We start from the raw sequence: 21467 nt of genomic DNA on the forward strand, positions 1-21467 counted from the left end.
CTGGAAGATTGGGGCATACGTCAGGCCTTTCAAGATGGGCGCCCGGATTTACGATGACAGGCGCCCAAGCGACGCCACAAGGCTTATGGGAACTGCTTTTTAATCATGCTTTCGGTGTACTGGTAGTCCAACCGCAGCTCGACGCCCGCCGCAATGGCCTCGGTCGCAAACACCGCGGTCAAAATGAACGGCTTGCGCTTGGTGGTTGCCCCCTCTCCCACACCCAGCCACATATCCGCTTCGACGTTGAACGCCACCGCTTCAACGTTGTACCCCGTTGCTGCCTGGCGTATCGGTTTGCCATTCGCGTCATAGTCAAAGTGGGTGTTGATCCTGGAGATAATGTTGTCTCCCGACATCTGGACCGCCTCCTCCTTGAGCTTTCCACCTTCAAAGTAAGGCCGCTTGCCCACGACCATGGCGTAGGTTTGCCCACCGGGCGCGGAGAAGCCTTCGGGTAATACCGTCCCACCGTAGACGCCGACTATTTCGCCGCTGGCGATACGCCGATTGGCGACCACCATCGACTGCCCGACCAGCGCCTGCTCCCCAGGCACCTTCACATCATCGACAGTAAACTTGCGCAACTGCAGCTTCTGCTCATAACGCGCAGCCACTCGCTCATACCCTTCAAACTCCACGTACGGCTTGACCTGCTCCGAGGTGTATTGGGCGCCGGACTCCAGCGTGACGCGCTCGTCCATCGTGCGAATCAGCATCGGCCGGCCCTGGTAATCGCGCAGTGGGTACTTGCCATTGTTCGCGCGGTTATAACTGCCGGGGACATTTCTGAGCGTCACGAAATGAGCGACGCGGCGCATGAAACTGAGTTCGGCAGCCGTGTAGGGCGCCACCGGCATGGACTCCTGGGCATCTTCAAACTCATCGTCAGAGATTTCGGTTCTCATCCCGCCGGCCAGGCCTCTGCGTTTCCACACCCCGGCAATATTGGGTTTGGCGATGATCCCGCTGCGCACCAGTACCAGCGGATTATCCGGAGCCTGCGCCCACAACAGGTAATGCTCGCCGTCCCCCGCATCGGGCATGCTGGCGACAAAGTAGCGTTTGCCGCTGAACGTCACCTCCTTGGCCTGGGACAGTTGCAACCCGGCCGGGCTCTCATGCGGATAAACCAGGGTTTCATGGCTGCTGCGAGGCATCAGCGCCTCGGCGACTTCTGCACGGGTCAGGGTCTGGATCAACTGCGCCTCTTCGATCGCGAACTGCGCTTGCAGATCGGCAACCTGAGCGTCGTAGGCCGCTTGCGATAACGCCCCCGACTCGAAGTCACGCTGCATCTGCGCCATGCGTTCCTGATGGGGCACGTTCTGGGCTTCGAACCGCGAGCGGTATTTATTCGCCACAAAGTCTCTCCAGAAATCCCTGGCCAGCAGCGATTCAAGCTCTTGTGCAGAGTTGTCCAGAAGGATCACACGCCGATACGCATCATCCAGCATCGCCTGGGTGACATTGCCCAGAAAGGTGAATTTGGCCGCCTGAACCTGCCCCGGTAAACCCAGCCGGTCCTTGAGGCCTTCGCGGTATGCCAGGCGTATCTCGACCTCTTCCAGCGCCTCAAGGGCGGCGTCTTTCTGCTCGGCCGTCAGCTCTTGGCGGGCATTGATGGCCGTGCGGCGCTGCTCAATATCCGTCAGCGCGATTTTCTCCACCTCGTCCAGCCGGAACAGCGCCCTGGACAGTTTTACCAAGGCCTGGCCCTGTGTGGCGTCCAGCGCCAGTGACTTGGCCTTGTACACCAGCAAGCGCACTTCCAGGTGACTGAAGGTCAAGGCCGCCCGATCGCAACAGGCCGCCCGGCCGGCCCACTCGAACATCTCCTTGCGCAACTGCTCCGACTCGGTGCTGTTTGCCGTGATGCCATCGATCACCTCCCAGACGCGGCGCTGCAGGTCTTGATGGCCCGCACCGGCCTGGTCCAGGTCCCTGAGCATCTCAAAAAAACCGTCCGAGCCCGACACCTCACGCAGCGCGGCCCACTGGCTTGACCTGAGCGCCGCCTGCTCGGCTGAAAGCCCCGAGGCCCAGCGCTGGAAGGCGGCTTGAAGCTCGCGGGCCGCCGGCGTGATGACCTCGCCCAAGGCGCTGGAAACCAATAGGTTGGGATGCTCCGCGCTGGCCAGCCGCGCTTCGCGCAACCGGGCGCCGTAAGCCCTGACGCGTTGTTGCGTCTCGGGGCTCAGTGGGTTACCGGCCAGGTTGGTCACACGGGTGACCCGCAGGGTCTGCACCAGTTGCTCATCCGACGGCGCGATAAGCGCATCGGGGAGTGTCGAAATTCGATTACCTCGCAGGAAAACCGAATCCAGGTGCGGTTGTTCGCCCAGCCCGGTGGGCCACGTCTCGATACCGGTGAACTCCAGGCCCAGGGAGCGTAGATCGGTCATTTGGCTGAAGTCTGGCGTCACGCCCAGGGGGTTGTTATTGAGTACCAGCCCTCTTAGGGTCGTTCGCGAAGACAAGCTATCGGCCGACTCGGCGGTCAGGCGGATGCGGTTGTTGTTCAGGGACAACCGCGTCAACCGGTGCATTTGCCTCAATGCCGGCGGCAACTCGCGCAATTGGTTGTGAGACAGGTCCAGCCAGCGCACGCCTTGATGGCGGACCAGAAAACCCTCTGGCGAAGCGTCCAGGTTCATATTGCGCAACTTGAGTGAGCCGACATGGCTGAAGTCGGCATCCAGGTCGGGCAGGCTCGGCAGGTTCAGATCGCTGAGGTCCAGCTCCAGGCCAATGGCGGTGCCATCGTCGGCCAGCATTGGCGGGGTTTCGCGCCGCCAACAGCTCAAAATACGGTGCTGGGCGATAAAACGGTCACGCCATCCGGCGCGAACGGCGCGTTGTGTCGTAAGCACGTAGGGCTGGCGCTCACCGCCGCCTGAGAATACCCACCCGTCCAACTGACGTTGCAGCCCGTTAAACGCCTGTTCGCGCCGGGTCAGTTCCGCCTCGGCGCCTTCGCCCAGCGCCCACACAAACTCCCTGGCTTTTTGCACGGTGTAACGCGGGTACATTCTTCGTACGGCGGCCACCCGAGGGTTACCACTGTCAAAGGCTTCGGGGAGGGCGTGCTGCAACAGGTCGGGGTGAGTGAGGGTCAAGTCTTGCCAGTAACGATCGAACGTAGACCAATAACCCTCGGGAAAGAGATTGTGTTCAAGCAAGGTGACGTTATTGATCCGTGCAACGGTTTCAAACTGATCAGCCGGCGGGCTCAGATTTTCTGCCGGTACCTGGCGCAGCCGGTTGTAACGCAAGTCGACCCGCTTAAGGCCTGTTTGCGTTCTTAGCCCCGAGGGCCAGCGCTCGATCCGCGTCCAATTCAGCCGCAGTTCCCTGAGCTGCGTCATGCCGCTGAAATCGGGCACCTCACCCAGCGGGTTCTCCGACAGGTCAAGCGCCTCAAGCGCGCTGAGCTGGCTCAGTTTTGCGGCGCTGTGCGCGGTCAGCCGCAGCGTATTGGCGCGCAGGTTCAGCGAGGTGAGCTTGTTCATTTCGCCGATCACCGGGGGAAGCTCAGTCAGCCCGACTTTGATCAAACTCAAACTATTTACATGGGTGAAGTTTTCGAGGAACGCCGCACCAGTACCCTCTGACCAAGTGATGCCGGACAACTCAAGCGTGGCCACATGGCTGAAATCTGCCTGTATGGGCGGCAGGTCTACCAAATGCACGTTGTCGTTGGACGACAACGTTAACGTTGCACCGGTTTCACGGCTCCAGCACCGCATGATTTTGTTGGCGATGCGCACATAGGGGCCATCCAGCGCCATGCCAACCCGTCCTTTGCCGCGCTGCCACTTCCTCAAAGCTTTCTTCAGTTGCGTGCGCTGTCGCTCCCAACCCGCCAGCCCGCGCTGAACATCCTCGCCCAGGGTTTGGATAAACGCCTTGATCTGCTCCTCGTCAAACGACGTAAACAACTTGTGAACCCGCTCCTCGGGCGAGCGCAACCTGTTGCGTGCGCTCTTCAGCATTTGGGCAACCCCTGGGGCACCGCCCATCAGGCGCACCATCGGGTCATACGCGGGCTTACGCACGGGGTTGTCCTCCAGCACTGTGCGCAATGCGTCACGGGGCAACGGGGCGCGTTGAATCGCCTGTTGCAGTTGCGCGGCGCTGTTCAGGCCCATGCGCTGGCGTTCGTCCAGCGCCAGTTGCTCCCAGATCGCCGTGTAGAAATCCCCGGGCTGGGAGCCCTGGAACTGGCCGCCTTCCATCACCACAAGGCTGCGTTTGGACGTGGCGTCCGGCGTGCCGATGGCATCCAGCAGCTCGCCTTGAACCGAGTACTGGCGCAGCTCCACCCGCGCGCCACGGTGCCAGCCGGGCAAGGTTTCCAGGGTGCGCAGGGCCAGGCGCTGGCTGTCCAGGTGCCCCTGGGTGTCGAAGTGCAGCGCCTCATAAGCCCGCGCCACACGGGTTTCCTGCTCACACCACTTGGCCTGCGCGGCCAAACGCTCAGGCAGGCGGCCACTGCTGCGAAAAGCTTGCAACTCATCGACATTGGCACCTTGCAGCAACGCCACCGCAGCCGGTGTCGGCAACGCCGGGTAAGCGTCCAGCACCCGTTGCACATCCGCCGTGGGCGTCAGGGCCTGCGCTCGGTAGCGCTCCTCGAGCAATGGGCCTTTAAGACCATCAACCGCCTCGGCGATGTACTGACGCAACTTGCCGGCCCTGACCTCCAGTGACTCTTCGGCGCTGCCGGGGAACTCCTTGAGCTGTGGGTCCACGCCTTGCAGGGTGTACAGCACTTCGCGAAGAAAATGACCGCCAGCCATGGCCCTCTCCGTCAGGACCACCACTCGCCGCCGCAACGCGAGCGGCGCATTCGGCGTTTCCCAGAGTATCGCGCCCTGGGGCCCAATGACTTTCAAGGGCGCGTTCGCGGGCAACAGGCCGCGCCGCTGCAACGTGTCGAGTTGCAGCGCCGGGTCGGCCTTCATATGCACCAATGGGTCGCTGCTACGCAATTGCTCAACAAACGTACTGAGTTGTTGATGCAGCTTGAAACGCGTAATCGTGTCATCCAGCAACAGCGGCAGAGGCTCGTTATCAACCACCACGCGGCGCAGCGTGTCGGCCCCGACCCCGCTGATACGCACCGGGTCGGCTTGCTCGGTAAGCCCCAGGCGCTTATGCAATGTGGCTTCATCCCAGGTCAGCGGTTCTTCCAGCTCGTGGGTCCAGACACCCTTGTGGTTGTGTTCGAGTTCTGGCGCATAGGCATCGGGCCGGCTCGGATGCTGGATGCGGTACTGGCCCGTGTCGTCATCCTGTTTGACGCGGTAATGCTTGCCCTCGATCTCCACCCACTGCTGGCCATCCTCGGCGTACAGGCCTAACGCGTCAGGCGTGGCAGCCGGTGCCGGTTTGACTGGCGACTCATAGGCACCAAGATCAGGTTTCCACAGCACCTGCTTGCCCGACTCCAGGGTCACGGGTTTCAAATGATCCACCGCGCTCTGCCATTTGATCGCCGGCAAGACCTTGGCGCCGGTGGCGATAAACGCGACGTTCAGGGCCACCGAGGCGAAGTGCCCCCACATTTGTTTAAGCTCGCCGCGCTCGTAAGCCTCAATACCCTCGTAAACCTCGTAGCACATCTGCGAAGCCCCCACCGCCAGCATGATCGGCCCCAGCCCCGGCACCACGAACGCGGCCAGGTTGAACACGCTCACTGCCGCCTCAAAGAAGCTCTCCAGCCGCGCCATCCGGGTTTTGCGGTCTTCGTCCTCGGTGGGCACCGCCACGGCGCGGGCATCGCTGAGGATCTTGCGGGTGTGCGCCTGAACCAGGCGTTCCCACAGGTTGCCGGCAATGGCCACGTCGGTGATCGGCAGCCGCGCCAGCCCAGGTTGCAGGGGATAGTCGCCACCATTGGCCGAGCCGTTGGCGGGACGAAACAGCTGATTGAACTGGCTGAAAAAACGGCCCTGTTCACGCTGCGGCACAAAACGACTGAAAAATCGGCGATAGGACGCGCTGTGCAAGCGCTGCCGGATGTCCGCCATAAAGTCGGCGCTGGAGGCATATTCCTTGATCGGCTGTTGCGGATCGTTGGGGATGTAAACCACCACGCGTTCAATGCGCTCCGAGCTTTGCCGGTCAGGGCCGATCAACAACGGCCCGACCAACAAACTGCCAAAGATATTCAGCGCCGCGCAGGTCACCGGTTTGCCATCCAGGGTCAGGTTCTCGCCCTGGCCCAGCGCCAACTGTTTGAGCAACGAGTACACCTGCGCACTGATACGCCCCTGCGCCTGCATCCAGGCGATTTCGACGCTCAGTGCAAATTGTTGCTGGTGAAACGCCTGTAATTGCTGCGCTAACGCCACGCGTTCGTCATCCCCCTGCGGCGTCACCACCGATTGGATATGTGCCTGATACCGCTTGCCCAGGTCGAGGCTGCGGCAGAGTTTGGCGAACGCCGGGGGCGTAATCGCCACGGCCTGGGCCTTGACGGCTGAAAATGTCGGCAGGACGTCTGGGTTATCGGTGTTCCAGGTGGTGATGATTTCGCAGGTGTCGCAGGCTGATGGCTGCTCTTCATCGGCCTCGAAATTGGCCAGCGCCGCTTCGAGCAGGGAAATCCCCCGGTAGCGGTGGCTCGGCGTCAGGTCGCTGGTGGTATCAAGGACGAGCGCTCCATAGAAATCACTGCGACCGCCGGCAGGGGCATATTTGCGCGCAAAGAACACGTTGCGCACATCCAGTTCGAGGTTGAACCGGGCCTTGATCGCGTCTTTGAGCGGCTGTTCGGCGAAGGTCAAAACATCCTCGATGTTGCCGAGGCGGTTCTCGATCGTGTTCAGTGTTTCGCGAAAGCGGTCGTGGCGTGCGGCCATGTCAGCCTTGGCCTGCGGTGCGGCGGCCAGGTACCAGGCGGGCATTTCCATTTCCAGCTTGCCGAGTTCTTCCTGGCGTTGCGTGGAGCCTTCCATGAACCAACGTGGTACACGTTCCTTAAGGAAGTCGTAGTGCACGCCGCGAAGGTCGACATTGAAGGTGGCCTCGGAGGTCGAGGGGGAATCTGTAGGCATGACGGTTCATCCATGAGTGATGTAAAACCGCAGCCTAACCACCCCCATGGGTTTTAAAGGGTAGCTATGTATGGCCTTGAACCTGAACGCCGCCGAGGATTACAGATAACCGGCCTACGCATCTGGGCGCGAGTGGCATACACTGCGCGGCCGTTTTTTAACCGGAACCTGGAAGACATGAACAACACATCCCCAGCCCGTGCCTGCGGCATCGACTTCGGCACGTCCAACTCCACCGTCGGCTGGATCCGTCCCGGCGAGGAGACGCTTATCGCGCTGGAGGACGACAAGATCACCCTGCCGTCGGTGGTGTTCTTCAACTTCGAGGAGCGCCGCCCGGTGTACGGTCGCCTGGCGCTGCACGAATACCTGGAAAACTACGAAGGCCGGCTGATGCGCTCGCTCAAGAGCCTGCTGGGTTCCAAGCTGATCAAGCACGACACCAGCGTGCTGGGCACGGCCATGCCGTTCACCGACCTGCTGGCGCTGTTTATCGGCCAGCTCAAGAGCCGCGCCGAAGCCAGCGCCGGTCGCGAGTTCGAAGAAGTGGTGCTGGGCCGCCCGGTGTTCTTCGTCGATGACGACCCGATGGCCGACCAGGAAGCCGAAAACACCCTGGTGGATGTGGCGCGCAAGATCGGTTTCAAGGACATCTCGTTCCAGTACGAGCCGATCGCGGCCGCGTTTGACTACGAGTCCACCATCGAGAAAGAAGAGCTGGTGCTGATCGTCGACATCGGCGGTGGTACGTCTGACTTCTCGCTGGTGCGCCTGTCGCCGGACCGTCGTCACAACGACAACCGCCAGAGCGACATTCTCGCCACCGGCGGCGTACACATCGGCGGCACCGATTTCGACAAACAACTTAGCCTGCAAGGCATGATGCCGCTGTTCGGCTACGGCAGCCGCATGAAAAGCGGCGCCTACATGCCCACCAGCCACCACATGAACCTGGCCACCTGGCACACCATCAACTCGGTGTACTCGCAAAAATCCCAGCTGGCCCTGGGCAGCATGCGCTACGACATCGAAGACACCGGCGGCATCGACCGCCTGTTCAAGCTGATCGAACAGCGCGCCGGGCACTGGCTGGCCATGGAAGTGGAAGAAACCAAGATCCAGCTGACCCACGAAGACAACCGCCACGTGGCCCTGGACCGCATCGAAAAAGGCCTGAGCGTCGACCTGAGCCGGGCATTGTTCGAGTCGTCCATCGACGCGTTGCTGGAGCGCGTGCGCAACAGCGTCACGCAACTGCTTAACGATGCCTCGGTGAGCGTGGCCCAGGTGGACACGGTGTTCTTCACCGGCGGCTCCAGCGGCATTCCGGCACTGCGCCACAGCATCTCGGCGATGCTGCCGAATGCACGGCATGTGGAAGGCAATATCTTCGGCAGTATCGGCAGTGGTCTGGCGATTGAGGCGAGCAAGCGTTACGGCAGCTGACCCTCGCTCACACAACTCCCACATTTTGACCTGCGTACACTTGAAAGCCCGCTCGCCACAAAGGCGGTGCCACAATGACTGGCCATCCCCTTGCGGGACGGATGTGATCGGGCGCAAGTCATTCCAAGACCCTCCAAAGCACGAACAGGGCGGCTTTTCAGTCGCCCTGCCGGAAGATCATCTAGCGGTGATAGATCGTCCACAACCCCATCAGCGTCAGGCCCCACATGACTGCGCCCAGCACGATTACCAGGTAGTTCCAGAGGTTAAAACGCGCGTTACTCTTGCCCTCGGGATCGTCTGCCGCAAAATTGATCAGGCCCTGGGCTTGTTGGAGGATGTAGGCACACAGCGGAATCGCCAGGATCGCCAGAGGTTGATACACAGACCAACTGTCGATCCGTTTAGCCGCCACTTCGAAAACCCTGGCGCCGACCGTCACCACCACAAACACGGTCGCCCACTGTTCGAAGTCAAAGTCGAATTTTCGGCCGCTGCGAGCAACGCGATCGGCGGCGCGGCGATACAGTTGGTGCATAAAAAAAATAAAGAAAATGGCGCGGGCCAGAGGCCAGATATCCAGCTGATGGGCTTTTTTGTACAAGCTCCAGTTTTTATACGACCAGATATAGGTATACAGCCCAAAACTGAGGAAGCTGAGTACCAGCAGCTTAGTTTTGGAAATGACGTAAAACTCTGAAGACGTCTTTACCGTCTCGGTCAGCTCCGCCGTTGGCGCAGCGTAGATGTTGTCGTTCACCGCTTGTTCCCCTCTAAGTCCCTTTAAAGTGCAGCTTACTGCGTCAAACCATACCGGCGAGCTTCAACTCACTCTTTAAATACGCATAATAAATCGGCCCCGCCACCACGCCCGGCAGGCCGAACGCGGCTTCAAACACCAGCATCGCCAGGAGCAATTCCCAGGATTTGGCACTGATCTGCCCGCCGACGATGCGCGCGTTGAGGAAGTACTCGACCTTGTGGATCACGATCAAATACCCCAACGCCGCCACCGCCACCCAGATCGACAGCGACAGCGCGACGATGGTGATCAGGGTGTTGGAGATCAGGTTGCCGATCACCGGCAGCAAGCCGACCAGAAAGGTCAGCACGATCAGGGTTTTGGTCAGCGGCAGATGGATACCGCACAGCGGCAACACGACGGCGAGAAAAATCGCAGTGAAGGCCGTATTGAGCGCGGCAATCTTGATCTGGGCGAAGACGATATTGCGAAACGCCTGGACCAACAGGTGCAGGCGGTCGAACAGCGCGGCGGCCAGGGGTTTGCGTTTGGTCAGGTCGGGCACGCGTTGCAGGGCAATGATGGCGCCGAGCACCATGCCGATCAACAAGGTGACGAACATGTGGGCGGCGTCTTTGCCGACCAGTTGCAGCTCGCTCAGGTGTTTGCTCAGCCAATCGCCGATGGCCACGCGGAACTCGGCGGCACTGGCGGGCAGGTAGGCGTCGACGAACGGCGGCAGTTGCCCGCGCGCGCGGTCGACCACGCCCATGAATTTGTCCAGGGAAGCCCCGGGGTTTTCCGCTTCGTGCAGCAGGAAACTGATGGCGCCGGCGAAGATCAGGGTCAGCACGCTGACGATCAAGGTGCCCAGCAAGGCCACCGCCAGCCAACGCGCACGCCGGCCTTCGATCAACCGCTGCAACTGCGGGGTGAGCATGTTGACCAGTTCATAAACCAACAGGCCGGCCAGCAGGCTGGGCAGCAGCTTGAGTGGCAGCACCAGCAGGAGCCCGCCGAAAATGATGATGCAACTGACCAGCAACAACACGTGACGCTGAGAAAACGTTGGCATACAGCCTCAAAACGAACGGCGTTAAAGGATGGGCAGTCTGCCAGCCTTGAGGGAATCAAGCGAGAGGTCTGAATGGCGAACACCGTCAGTGTGGGAGCTGGCTTGCCTGCGATGGCATCACCTCAGTATGGCTGATGTACCGCGGCGTCTGCATCGCGGGCAAGCCCGACTCCCACATGGGATCTATGTTGTTAGCTGCCTTTGAGGCACGTGCTCATAAAGGTTTTACGCGCATCGCCAGCCAACGCCTTGGTTTTCGCCGAGGCATTGCAGTCTTTCATTTTCTGCTGCTGCGGGGTCAGGGTCTTGGCATCGTTGGCGGCTGGCGCCGACAGGCAGGTCTTCATAAAGGCCTTGCGGTCATCACCTTTGAGCGTCTTGGTGGAAGCTTGGGCATTGCAGGTGGTCATTTTATTTTGCTGGGCAGTGGCAGCGAAGCCTTGGGAACACAGCAGCAGGCCCATCATCAACAACGGAATACGCAGCATCTTCATGGAGTTTTCTCCCTGTTGCCGTACCAAAGGGGCACGGCCTACGCAGCAGTGTAGTCAAAACCTGTTACATCTTCAGCGCCCGCGAATATTCGACCGGCGGTACTGCTCCGGGGTACAACCGGCGTGACGCTGGAACATGGCGATAAACGCCGAGGCGGTGCTGTAGCCCAAGTCAAAGGCTACGTGTTGCACACTGCGGTCGCTGTCCAGGGCTTCGATGGCGGCGAGGTAACGCAGGCGCTGGCGCCATTCACCGAAGCTCATGCCCAGCTCGCGCACAAATTGGCGCGCCAACGTGCGCTCACTCACATGCACTTGCTCGGCCCACTGCGCCAGCGGGCGATTGTCGCCAGGCTCGGCCTGCATGCCTTCAAGTACACCGAGCAGGCCGGGATGGCGCGCGTAAGGCAGGAAGCAATCATGCATCGGCGCTTGTTTGAGCTGGTCCACCAGCACCTGGGCCAGGCGTATATCCGCCTCGGTCTGCGCGATATTGACGTCACGCTGGGCGAAGTCGCTGAGGATGGCCTTGAGAATGTCACTGATCGCCAAGGTGCACGGCGCCTGCGGCAGTTGCGCGCAGAGTTCCGGGGCCAGGCCCACTGAGCGATACACAATCGCCTGGGCATTGTAGGAACTGTGCTCGGTATTGGGTGGGATCCATACCGCGTACTGCGGCGGCGACATAAAGCGGTTGCCGGCCACTTCCATGCGCATCACGCCACTGGCCGAATAGTCCAGCGAGCCCCAGCCGTGCCGATGCGGCGTACATTCGGTGTCGGGCGCAAATTCGGAGTAGCGGAAGTAGACGGGGCTCGGCAGGCTGCGAAAGTCCGCGAGGCGTACGGTGTGTCTGGCCATATTGTCTGGATACAAAGGTCGGTTGTCTGGATCGCAGTATAGGCTTCTATCCAGACAGGGGATAATCCCGACTCATCAACACACCTGGTTTCTTTCGATGCAATACGCGTATCCCCTGCTGGCCATCTTTATCTGGGCCGGCAACACCGTGGTCAACAAACTGGCGGTGGGCTCGATCTTCCCCGCAGAAATCGGCTTTTACCGCTGGTTGCTGGCGGCGTTGCTGTTTACCCCGTTCATGCTCAAGCCGGTGCTGGCCAACTGGGCGCTGATCCGCCCGAACCTGGGCAAGATTTTTATCCTCGGCGTACTGGGCATGGCGGTGTATCAAAGCCTGGCCTATTACGCCGCGACGCTGACCAGCGCCACCAACATGGGCATCATCCTGTCGCTGATGCCGTTGATGTCGCTGACGGCCGCCATCATCAGCCTCGGCCAACGCCTCACCTTCGGCGCGCTGACCGGCGCGGTGCTGTCGTTCGCAGGCGTGGTCGTGGTGGTGTCGGCCGGCAACCTCGGCGCGTTGCTGCAACACGGGCTCAACCTGGGTGACGCGATGATGCTGTTCGCCACCCTGGCCTACGCGGTCTACAGCACCTTGCTGAAAAAATGGCAACTGCGCCTGCCGCCGCTGGTGTTGCTGTATTTGCAGATACTGGTGGCGGTGCTGGTGCTGTTTCCGCTGTTCCTGTTCTCGGCCAAGGCCGGCTTGGGCTGGGCGAATATCCCGCTGGTGCTGTACGCGTGTCTGCTGGCGTCAATGCTGGCGCCACTGGCGTGGATGCACTCGGTGAAACACCTGGGGCCAAGCCGCACCACACTGTTTTTCAACTTGCTGCCGTTGATTACCGCCTTGATCGCGGCGGTGGTGCTGAAGGAAGAGTTGGCGCTGTATCACTTGGTCGGTGGCTTGCTGACCTTGGGTGGGGTGATTTTGTCGGAGCGTTGGACCACGCCGGTGCGCCGTGAGGTCGGGGTTGCCTGACAGATCGCTATCGCAGGCAAGCCAGCTCCCACAGTTGACCCCATTCCAAAGCTGGAACCGGGTCGAATGTGGGAGCTGGCTTGCCTGCGATGAACGATAACCCGGTCTCCCGGCTAAACCCCGGCCGCCTTCAACCGCCGGGCATGCTCGACAAACAACCGAATCGGCTCGGCGCCCTTGCCCACCAACCCCATGGATTGGTTGACGATATCGAAGTGGTCCAGGGCGTAGTCATCGCCGATGACCATGCCCAAGTGTGAGCTGTAGCGCCCGACCATGCCGTCACATTGGCCCTTCTCACGCACAAAGCTGCGGGCGAACAACCGGCAACTGCGGTTCGTGCCGTCCAGCAGGTTGCGCCCGCGATCGGTCTTGCCTGGCTGCAAGGTGCCGGACCACGAGTAATAACGCACGCCGTTGACCACTTCGGCGCCCTGCCCGCCCCAGGTTTCGGGCAGCCCTTGGGGATACTGGCGGTTAAACAAGGCCACACCGTCACGGGTCAGGGATTGGTGCGAGGCCTGCAAGTCGGCCTTGAAGCGCGGGCCGCGATAGCCGGTTTCCAGCAGGCCCATCACCCAGGCAACCAGATGAAACATCGCGCTCATCAACCTGCCTTTCGCGCTGGCCGGCGGGTAATGGGCGTGGATATGGTCCGCCAGTTCCGAGCCATGGTTGGGCCCGGCCACCGACGTCACGGACGCCACCCACTGCGGGCGCAGGGCGGCGGCATAACGCGCGGTGAGCGCGCCCTGGCTGTGGCCGATCAGGTTGACCTTGTCGGCGCCGGTTTCGCGGCGGATCTGTTCGATGTGCGCCAGCAACTGCTCGCCGCGCACCTCGCTGGAATCCAGCGGCGCCACCTGAATCGCAAATACCTGCGCCCCGCCCGCTCGCAGCGCCGGGACAATGCCGTACCAGTAAGGGAAAAAGCCTACGCGCACAAAGCCCAGCATGCCGGGCACCAGCACCAAGGGGTAACGCGTGGCGAGGGAATCGGGCATGGGGCAGCATCCAGGTCGGAATAGCGATAATGCCATCCTAGACCAACCGACATGACTGCCCCATGACTAAGCCGTTTAGAAGTGCCCGGCCAGACGGTGTGAAATCCGATAAAACTTTTTGCCTCAGCCAGGACTCACAACTTGGAGTGATCACGCCGACAGAGCGTGGCGCAAAACCGGATTAGCACCAGGAGATTGAGATGACCCAAGCAAACTTGACCGACGTTGCAACCCTGCGCAGCCGCGCCCGCCAGCACGTCGAAAACGGCGCCGTGACCGAAGGCTACGATGCCGACCGTGAGGAAATTATCCGCCTGCTCAACGAGTCGCTGGCCACTGAACTGGTCTGCGTGTTGCGCTACAAACGTCACTACTTCATGGCCAGCGGCCTGAAAGCCAGTGTCGCCGCCGATGAGTTCCTGGAGCACGCCACTCAGGAAGCCGAACACGCCGACAAACTGGCCGAGCGCATCGTGCAGTTGGGTGGTGAGCCGGAGTTCAACCCCGACCTGCTGTCGAAGAACTCCCACGCTCAATACGTGGCCGGCAATACCCTGAAGGAAATGGTCTACGAAGACTTGGTGGCCGAACGGATTGCGGTGGACAGCTATCGCGAAATCATCCAGTACATCGGTGATAAAGACCCGACTACACGTCGAATCTTCGAAGACATCCTGGCCCAGGAAGAAGAACACGCCGATGACATGGCGGATATTCTGCAGGACCTGTAACTAACACCACAAAACAGTGTGGGAGCAAGCCCGCTCCCACATTTGGTTCGCGCTCCTTCTGTTATTTCACGGTCTTGGGCGCCTTGCCTTCCTTCATCTGTTGCAGCAACGGCCCGCACTGGTTGGGCTCATCGCCGCTCGGTGCGACCAAGGCCAACAGACCAGCAGCCGGCCCGGCGATCACTCCGAGCGCGACCATGCCGGCCCCCCGCAACATCAACGGCACCGCTTTCACACCAGCATTGGGCTTGATAAATGGGCCGTTGACGTACAGCGGCGAGCGCAGGGAAAAGAGGCGGAAACCTTTTGATTCGGGCGTGATGGTCAAGTCCAATTGCTCAGTCGCCATGTTCGCCGTGCCATCGATATAAATGATCGCGTTCTCGGTATCGAACACAAACAGCCGCGTCGTCGCCAGACCTGTCTTGATGCCAAAGTCCGCCGCCGCGCAGTTGATCTTCACTTCCTTGTCACCGAACAGACGGCCGACCACGTAGTTGCCCACGTTGAGCCCGGCAATTTCCATCAGGCCGCGGCTGATGGCGCCGTCGTTAATCAGCATTTTCAGGTCACCGTTGGACGTGCCTAACAAGGCCGCCACGGAGTTGCCGCGCCCGGAAATATCGGCATCGCCGTTGAGCTCACCAAAGCTGGTTTTCATCGGTTCGAACGTCGGGAACAGCTGCTTGAGCTTGAAGTTGCGCGCGGTCAGCTTGGCGCGCCCTTCCATCGGCGTGATACGCCCGTTCAAGCGAATCTGCGCATCCAGCTTGCCACCCGCCACACCAAAACGCAGGGGTTGCAGGCTCAGCTCGCCATCGTTGAGGACCAAGTGGGTGTAGAGATCGGTGAACGGCAGGTCGGCGCTGTGCACGATGCGCTTGCCGGTGAATTCCACATCGGCGTCCATGTCGCGCCAGCGCTCGGTGCGGAACTCTTCCACCGGCAGCACTTTGGTTGCCGGTTGCTTGCTCTCGCCGCCACGGGCCTTTTGCTTGGCGTTGGAATCGGCACCGATCAACGGCGCAAGGTCAGTCATCAGCAGTTGGTTGGACACCAGCGTACCGCTGAGCTTGGGGCGTGGCTGGCTCGCGACGTAGCTGAGGTTGCCGTGGATGTCACTGTTGCCGATCTTGCCGTTGAAGTTTTCATAGGTGAATGACGCGCCGCTGGCCTCATGCAGTTTGGCGATCAGATGGCCGTCGGTGGAATAGGCCGGAGAATCGGGCAGCGTCACGCCGGTCAGCGGGTAAAGGTTGCCCAGGCTGCTGCCGGACAGTTTCAGCCGCAAGTCCAGGGCGCCCAGGTTCAGCGGGTCAGTCAGGGTGCCGGCCAGTGCGATGCTGGTGTCGGCGATTTTCACTTGCGCTTGCAACGGGAACGGCTTGGCCGCGTCCTGCAAGGCCAGCAGCCCGCCGATCTTGCCGGTGCCGTCGAGTTTCTGGCCGTGGTACTGGCCTTTGACCTTGAGACCGAATGCATAGTCCTGCGGCGCCGAGCCTTTTTCCAGGGCCTTCTTGGCGTCCGCGTCGCCGACAATTTCACCGAAGGGAATCGGCTTGCCGAGCAGGTCGATGATCACATCCAGTTGGGTCTTGAGGGTTTGGTCGTCGAGGGTGACGTGGCCCTTGTCGAAGCCGATGGAACCGATGTCCACCACCCAGCTGGAAGGCTCGGCGTCGGGGTCTTTGGGGTCGAACTTGAAGGTCCAGTTGGCGCGGCCGTCGGCCAGGCGCTGCAAGTCGGCACTCGGTTCGGTGAGGTCGATACGCGGGATCACCACGCGCTGGGCCAGCAAAGCCAGGGGCGAAATGCGCAATTCCACGCGCTTGAGCGTGACCATCTGCGGTTTTTTTGACCAGTCCGGATTGCCCAGGGTCAGGTCTTCGGCAATCACGTGCGGCCACGGCACCCAGGCCCGCCAACCACCTTCATCGGGCTCGCGCGCCCACACCACGGCGAGGTTGCCATTAATGGCAAACGGGCGATGCAACTCTTCGGAGACCTTGGCATTGAGCGGCGGCTTGATGCGGTTCCAATCAAAAAACACTAGCACCAAGACCAGAATGGCGATTAACACCGCGAAGCTGGCGCAGCTCCAAACCACGATTTTACGAGTGCGCGTCATTGCACAGGACTCCTCAACACAGATAGCAAAACTACAGCTTATAAGGCTACGACTGGCAAACCGCCTAGGGGTTTAACCCGAACAGCGATTTAGTCGCAATAAGCCACTTTCCTGATCGATCAGACAGTTTTCTTCATCGACGGCGCACCATTGTTACCCACGTTCGTATCGAAAATACCCACCACGGTGCAAAAGCGCGGGCTTGAGAGGCGCGTTCTAGAGCCTCTGCGGGGAACAATCAATTCTGTTGATTATTACCATTGTGTTTATGAACTTTTATATCGACTTCTCGAGAGTAACATTAGCCCTGTACCCACTTTATCGCCCTCCCAAGGAGCAACCCATCATGAAACGCCAAATACTCGCTACTGTTCTGCTGTCGGTCCTCGCTTCGAGCGCATTTGCCCTGCCAGCCGCTGAACAAGCCACCCCACAGAACAAAGCTCAAGCCGTTCAGTCGAGCCAGACCCTGGCCCGCAGCGGTTCGCAAGAAGATGAAAACCGTGACTACGCCAAAGGCGCTGTTGCTGAAAACGGTCGCAACCGCCTGGAAGAGAAAGGTCTGGTAGAAGGCGGCGCTGAACAAGCCAACAAACGCGCCTACACCGAAGGCGTTGCTGAAGGTGGCCGTGATCGCCTGGAACAGAAAGGCCTGGTAGAAGGTGGCGCTGAACAAGCCAACAAACGTGCTTACACCGAAGGCGTTGCTGAAGGCGGTGCTGACCGTCTGCAAGAACTGCATCAAGCACAGAGCTAACCCCGTGGTGGCCGAGAAAAAAGCCCGATCAGAAGATCGGGCTTTTGCTTTTATCTAGACTGCATCACACCCTGAACACCCCGCCAAGTTCGACGTAGATGAAGCTGTTTTGCTAGAGTGCAACGCTGTACTTGCCGACAAAGCCCGCCCGCCGATGCTGCCCCGCGCCGAACAAAAGCAACAGACCCGCCTCGCCTTGATGGACGCAGCCCGCCATCTGATGGAGTGTGGCCGTGGGTTCGGCAGCCTGAGCCTGCGCGAAGTGGCCAAGACCGCCGGGATCGTGCCGACCGGGTTCTATCGTCATTTTGAGGATATGGACCAGCTGGGGCTCGTGCTGGTGAGTGAAGTCGGCCAGACCTTTCGCGCCACCATTCGCCTGGTCCGTCACAACGAGTTCGTGATGGGCGGCATCATCGATGCCTCTGTGCGGATCTTTCTCGACGTGGTTTCGGCCAACCGCTCGCAATTCCTGTTCCTGGCCCGCGAGCAATACGGTGGCTGCCTGGCCGTGCGCCAAGCCATCGGCGCCCTGCGCGAAGACATCACCCGCGACCTGGCCGCCGACCTCACATTGATGCCCAAGCTCCAGCACCTGGATGCCGACGGCCTGCACGTCATGGCCGACCTGATCGTCAAGAGCGTGTTTGCCACCCTGCCCGACATCATCGACCCTCCGGCCCAGGCCCTGCCTGCGCACCTTACGCCCCAGGCGAAAATCACCCAGCAACTGCGCTTTATCTTTATCGGCCTCAAGCACTGGCAAGGGCTGGGCAGTACCGAATAAACCCGGTCAGCCCGCCGTGTGGAAGCGCTTGGCGGTGGTGTAGTGCTTTTTCCAGTAGCTGTTGCTCAATGAATCGATACGCACGTGTTTGCCGGTGCTGGGCGAGTGAATGAATTTGCCCTGGCCGATATAAAGGCCGACATGGCTGACCTGGCCGCGCCCATTGCCGTTGAAAAATACCGCGTCGCCGGGTTTGAGCGCCTCGCGCTTAACGGTGGCAGCGCTTGATCGATGCATTTCTGTGGTGGTGCGCGGCAGGCGGATATTGGCTTCGGTCTTGAACAGGTAAACCAGGAAGCTGCTGCAATCGAACCCTTGGTCAACTTTGGTACCGCCACTTTTATAGGGCGTGCCGAGCAGCTCGTGGGCACGATCGATCACGTTGTCGATGGTGGCGGAGCGCTCGAAGGGCACAGGCGCTTTTAAATTGGCCGAAGCCGGTATGACCGCGCAGGACAAGCTGACAATGAGTGAAACCAAAAATACTCTGAACATGATCGGCGTCGCAGTGGATTAAACACGGCGCACATCGTAATGAAACAGCACGTAACTTTTTGAACGCCAAATCCTTCAATCGCGTAGGACAATTCCGAGAAAAATCCAGTGCGAAGTAGATGAAGGAAATTTCATCCATCACGCTACGGTTCTCAACGAAAAACGCCCACATCCAGTGCTATAAATCCGATAACGCACCAAATTGAAGCGCAGTAGGAAATGACTGACGCCCTATTCGGTGGCATGTCAGTGCTTGCCTACAGGGATTTACCGCCCTTACACACGGTTGGCAAGCCCCTTGCTCTAGCTCCTTTATCGCTCATAGCTGGAAGCCTCCTGATGCTGGTGATCCACCGCCGAATCGCCCCCCAAGCCCTCTGGGCCGCCGAACTGCTGCTGAACTTCGAAGCCCGCAGCAAAAGCCGCCTGCGCTGTTTCAGTGCCGACGGCGAAGACGTCGGCCTGTTTCTGGAGCGTGGCCAGCCGCCGCTGCACGATGGCGAATGCCTGCAAGCGGAAGACGGGCGCGTGGTACGCGTGGTCGCCCGCCCTGAACAGCTGCTGCACGTCACCTGCAGCAACGCCTTCGAACTGACCCGCGCGGCCTATCACCTCGGCAACCGCCATGTGGCCTTGCAAGTCGGCGACGGCTGGCTGCGCCTGCTCGATGACTACGTGCTCAAGGCCATGCTCGAACAGCTCGGCGCCACCACGCAAACCCTCGAGGCTCCGTTCCAGCCGGAACACGGCGCCTATGGCGGCGGCCATCACCATTCGCGCCATGGCGACGAAGACTTCAACTACCCGCCCAAGCTCCACCAGTTCGGCGTGCGTCTATGAACCCAGCCTGGGCGCTGTTGCGTCTGGCCAGTCCGCAATTGCCGATTGGTGGCTACAGCTATTCCCAAGGCCTGGAGATGGCGGTGGATAACGGCCGCGTCAAGGATGCCGCCAGTGCCCGGCGCTGGATCAGCGACCAGTTGCTGCTCAATCTCGCCCGCTTTGAAGCGCCGCTGTTGCTCGCCCATTGCCGCGCCGCCGCCGAACAGGATTGGCCGCGTTTGGCGCAGCTGTGCGAAGAGCACCGCGCCAGCCGCGAGACGCGCGAGCTGTATCAAGAGAGCCGGCAGATGGGCTATTCCCTGCAACAGCTGCTCAACGGTTTACCGGAGCTGGACGACGCCGCACGCCACTTTCTGGCCCAACGTGATGAGCCGCACCTGGCCCTGGGCTGGGCCTTGGCCGCCCGCGCCTGGCACATCAGCCCCGACGACGCCCTCGCCGCATGGCTGTGGAGCTGGCTGGAAAACCAATTGGCGGTGCTGATGAAAACCCTGCCGCTGGGCCAGCAAGCCGCCCAACGCCTGACCAGCGAATTGCTGCCCCTGCTGCAACAAGCCCAGCAGGACGCCGCACACATCGACCCTATCCATTTCGGCAGCGCCGCGTTCGGCCTGTCCCTGGCGTGTATGGCCCATGAGCGCCAATACAGCCGCCTGTTCCGTTCCTAGGAGACCTATATGAACACACAACCTTTGCGTGTCGGCATCGGCGGCCCGGTGGGCTCCGGCAAGACCGCACTGACCCTGGCGCTGTGCCTGGCGCTGCGCGACCGCTACAACCTGGCGGTGGTCACCAACGATATCTACACCCGCGAAGACGCGGATTTCCTGGTGCGCAACCAGGCCCTGGCGCCCGAGCGCATCATCGGCGTGGAAACCGGCGGCTGCCCGCACACCGCCATCCGTGAAGACGCCTCGATCAACCTCGAAGCGGTGGACCAACTCAACCGCCGCTTCCCCGGCCTGGACCTGATCCTGGTGGAATCCGGTGGCGACAATTTGTCGGCCACGTTCAGCCCGGAACTGTCAGACCTGACCATCTACGTGATCGATGTGTCTGCCGGTGACAAGCTGCCGCGCAAGGGCGGGCCCGGTATTTGCAAATCAGACTTGCTGGTGATCAACAAGATCGACCTGGCGCCACTGGTCGGCGCCTCGCTGGAACTGATGAACAGCGACACCACACGCATGCGCAACGGTAAGCCTTTTGTGTTCAGCAACCAGAAAACCGGTGTCGGCCTGGATGAAATCGTCGCCTTTATCGAACGTCAGGGCCTGCTGACTGCGGCCTGATCCCACCTCTAAAAAGGAGCCTGTATGGGTCTTAACAAACTTCTCGCTACCGCTGCCCTGCTGCTGGCACCGGCCCTTGCCTTCGCTCACCCAGGGCATGGCGATAATGGGCTGGTGGCCGGTATCAGCCACCCATTGGGCGGTATTGATCATTTACTGGCCATGGTCGCCGTCGGCCTGTGGGCCGCGCAGCAACAAGGCAAGGCGCGCTGGGCACTGCCTTGCGCGTTTGTCGGCACCATGCTGATCGGCGGCCTGCTCGGCTTTGAAGGCCTGGAACTGCCGGCGCTGGAAAGCGGGATTGCCGCTTCGGTACTGGCGCTGGGCTTGGCGGTGGCGCTGGCAGTGCGGCCGCCGCTGTTTGTGGCGGTGGCGGCGACGGCGTTGTTTGCGCTGTTCCACGGTGTGGCGCACGGCCTGGAGCTGCCGGACATGTCCAGCCCGTGGGCGTATGCCGCCGGGTTTGTCGGCGCGACGGCGGCTCTGCATGCGGCTGGGTATGCCGTGGTGCGTTTTCTGCCGGCTGCTGCTGCACCGTTGGTACGGGTTGCCGGGGCAGCTTCGGCGGCGACGGGGGTCTGGTTGCTGGCGGGCTGATTGGCGCCGCAGTTGAGGGCCCCATCGCAGGCACGCCAGCCCCCACCTTTGACTGTGTTCACAGATCCAAAGGTGGGAGCTGGCTTGCCTGCGATGGCGGTGGCACAAACACCACAGAACTCAAGCCTGCTACCATGCGCGCCTACACCTCTGCCGTGACGACGCC

The 21467-nt window shown here is 60.9% G+C and carries 17 protein-coding genes; 9 read left to right on the forward strand and 8 right to left on the reverse strand.

Annotation, left to right across the window (positions count from 1 at the left end):
- Positions 1-83: 83 nt before the first annotated feature.
- Positions 84-7064: a dermonecrotic toxin domain-containing protein gene (locus QF043_RS25825; RefSeq protein WP_307420665.1), complete on the reverse strand. Its 6981-nt coding sequence runs from the start codon at positions 7062-7064 to the stop codon at positions 84-86.
- A gap of 177 nt (positions 7065-7241) precedes the next feature.
- Here QF043_RS25825 and QF043_RS25830 point away from each other — a divergent pair, with 177 nt between their 5' ends.
- Positions 7242-8510, forward strand: a complete 1269-nt coding sequence (locus QF043_RS25830; RefSeq protein ID WP_307420666.1) for an Hsp70 family protein — start codon at positions 7242-7244, stop codon at positions 8508-8510.
- Between the two features lie 181 nt (positions 8511-8691).
- Here the strand turns inward: QF043_RS25830 and QF043_RS25835 are convergent, their stop codons facing one another.
- From QF043_RS25835 to QF043_RS25850, 4 genes are all read right to left on the reverse strand, one after another.
- A complete protein-coding gene (locus QF043_RS25835) occupies positions 8692-9270 on the reverse strand; it encodes a hypothetical protein (RefSeq protein WP_307420667.1) in 579 nt (192 codons plus the stop codon).
- Positions 9271-9313: 43 nt separating this feature from the next.
- Positions 9314-10327: an AI-2E family transporter gene (locus tag QF043_RS25840; protein WP_056860493.1), complete on the reverse strand. Its 1014-nt coding sequence runs from the start codon at positions 10325-10327 to the stop codon at positions 9314-9316.
- Between the two features lie 191 nt (positions 10328-10518).
- Positions 10519-10821: a PsiF family protein gene (locus QF043_RS25845; protein ID WP_307420668.1), complete on the reverse strand. Its 303-nt coding sequence runs from the start codon at positions 10819-10821 to the stop codon at positions 10519-10521.
- Between the two features lie 72 nt (positions 10822-10893).
- Positions 10894-11682, reverse strand: coding sequence for a helix-turn-helix transcriptional regulator (locus tag QF043_RS25850; protein ID WP_307420670.1), 789 nt, complete (start codon positions 11680-11682; stop codon positions 10894-10896).
- Between the two features lie 97 nt (positions 11683-11779).
- Between QF043_RS25850 and QF043_RS25855 the strand changes: the two genes are divergently transcribed.
- On the forward strand, positions 11780-12667 hold the full coding sequence (locus QF043_RS25855) for a DMT family transporter (RefSeq protein WP_307420671.1): 888 nt from the start codon (positions 11780-11782) through the stop codon (positions 12665-12667).
- A 113-nt stretch (positions 12668-12780) separates the two neighbouring features.
- On the opposite strand, the gene QF043_RS25860 is transcribed toward QF043_RS25855, so the two are convergent.
- The gene (locus QF043_RS25860) at positions 12781-13671 is read right to left on the reverse strand and encodes a triacylglycerol lipase (protein WP_307420672.1); all 891 of its coding nucleotides are present in this window, start codon (positions 13669-13671) and stop codon (positions 12781-12783) included.
- 200 nt (positions 13672-13871) lie between these two features.
- Between QF043_RS25860 and QF043_RS25865 the strand changes: the two genes are divergently transcribed.
- Entirely contained in the window at positions 13872-14402 is a 531-nt protein-coding gene (locus tag QF043_RS25865; RefSeq protein WP_017136789.1) for a bacterioferritin, read from the forward strand.
- A 61-nt stretch (positions 14403-14463) separates the two neighbouring features.
- Here QF043_RS25865 and QF043_RS25870 read toward each other — a convergent pair whose 3' ends face one another.
- A complete protein-coding gene (locus QF043_RS25870) occupies positions 14464-16530 on the reverse strand; it encodes an AsmA family protein (RefSeq protein WP_307420673.1) in 2067 nt (688 codons plus the stop codon).
- A gap of 346 nt (positions 16531-16876) precedes the next feature.
- Between QF043_RS25870 and QF043_RS25875 the strand changes: the two genes are divergently transcribed.
- On the forward strand, positions 16877-17287 hold the full coding sequence (locus QF043_RS25875; RefSeq protein ID WP_056860500.1) for a hypothetical protein: 411 nt from the start codon (positions 16877-16879) through the stop codon (positions 17285-17287).
- 154 nt (positions 17288-17441) lie between these two features.
- The gene (locus tag QF043_RS25880) at positions 17442-18074 is read left to right on the forward strand and encodes a TetR family transcriptional regulator (RefSeq protein WP_056860501.1); all 633 of its coding nucleotides are present in this window, start codon (positions 17442-17444) and stop codon (positions 18072-18074) included.
- 6 nt (positions 18075-18080) lie between these two features.
- Here QF043_RS25880 and QF043_RS25885 read toward each other — a convergent pair whose 3' ends face one another.
- Positions 18081-18569 (reverse strand): C40 family peptidase, encoded by a 489-nt coding sequence (locus QF043_RS25885; RefSeq protein WP_307420674.1) that lies wholly within the window; start codon positions 18567-18569, stop codon positions 18081-18083.
- A gap of 339 nt (positions 18570-18908) precedes the next feature.
- On the opposite strand from QF043_RS25885, the gene ureE reads away from it, so the two are divergent.
- From ureE to QF043_RS25905, 4 genes are read left to right on the forward strand one after another with little or no spacing between them, the layout of a single operon-like run.
- Positions 18909-19409, forward strand: a complete 501-nt coding sequence (gene ureE / locus QF043_RS25890; RefSeq protein WP_017136794.1) for an urease accessory protein UreE — start codon at positions 18909-18911, stop codon at positions 19407-19409.
- Complete coding sequence (locus QF043_RS25895) at positions 19406-20080, forward strand: urease accessory protein UreF (RefSeq protein WP_307420675.1); 675 nt, start codon at positions 19406-19408, stop codon at positions 20078-20080. Before ureE ends, QF043_RS25895 begins: the two co-directional genes overlap by 4 nt.
- Positions 20081-20089: 9 nt before the next feature.
- Complete coding sequence (gene ureG, locus QF043_RS25900) at positions 20090-20704, forward strand: urease accessory protein UreG (RefSeq protein ID WP_028615537.1); 615 nt, start codon at positions 20090-20092, stop codon at positions 20702-20704.
- 24 nt (positions 20705-20728) lie between these two features.
- Entirely contained in the window at positions 20729-21301 is a 573-nt protein-coding gene (locus tag QF043_RS25905) for a HupE/UreJ family protein (protein ID WP_307420676.1), read from the forward strand.
- Positions 21302-21467 lie beyond the last annotated feature (166 nt).

The sequence above is a fragment of the Pseudomonas sp. W3I7 genome (assembly GCF_030816095.1).
GTDB classification, from domain to species: Bacteria; Pseudomonadota; Gammaproteobacteria; order Pseudomonadales; family Pseudomonadaceae; genus Aquipseudomonas; species Aquipseudomonas salomonii.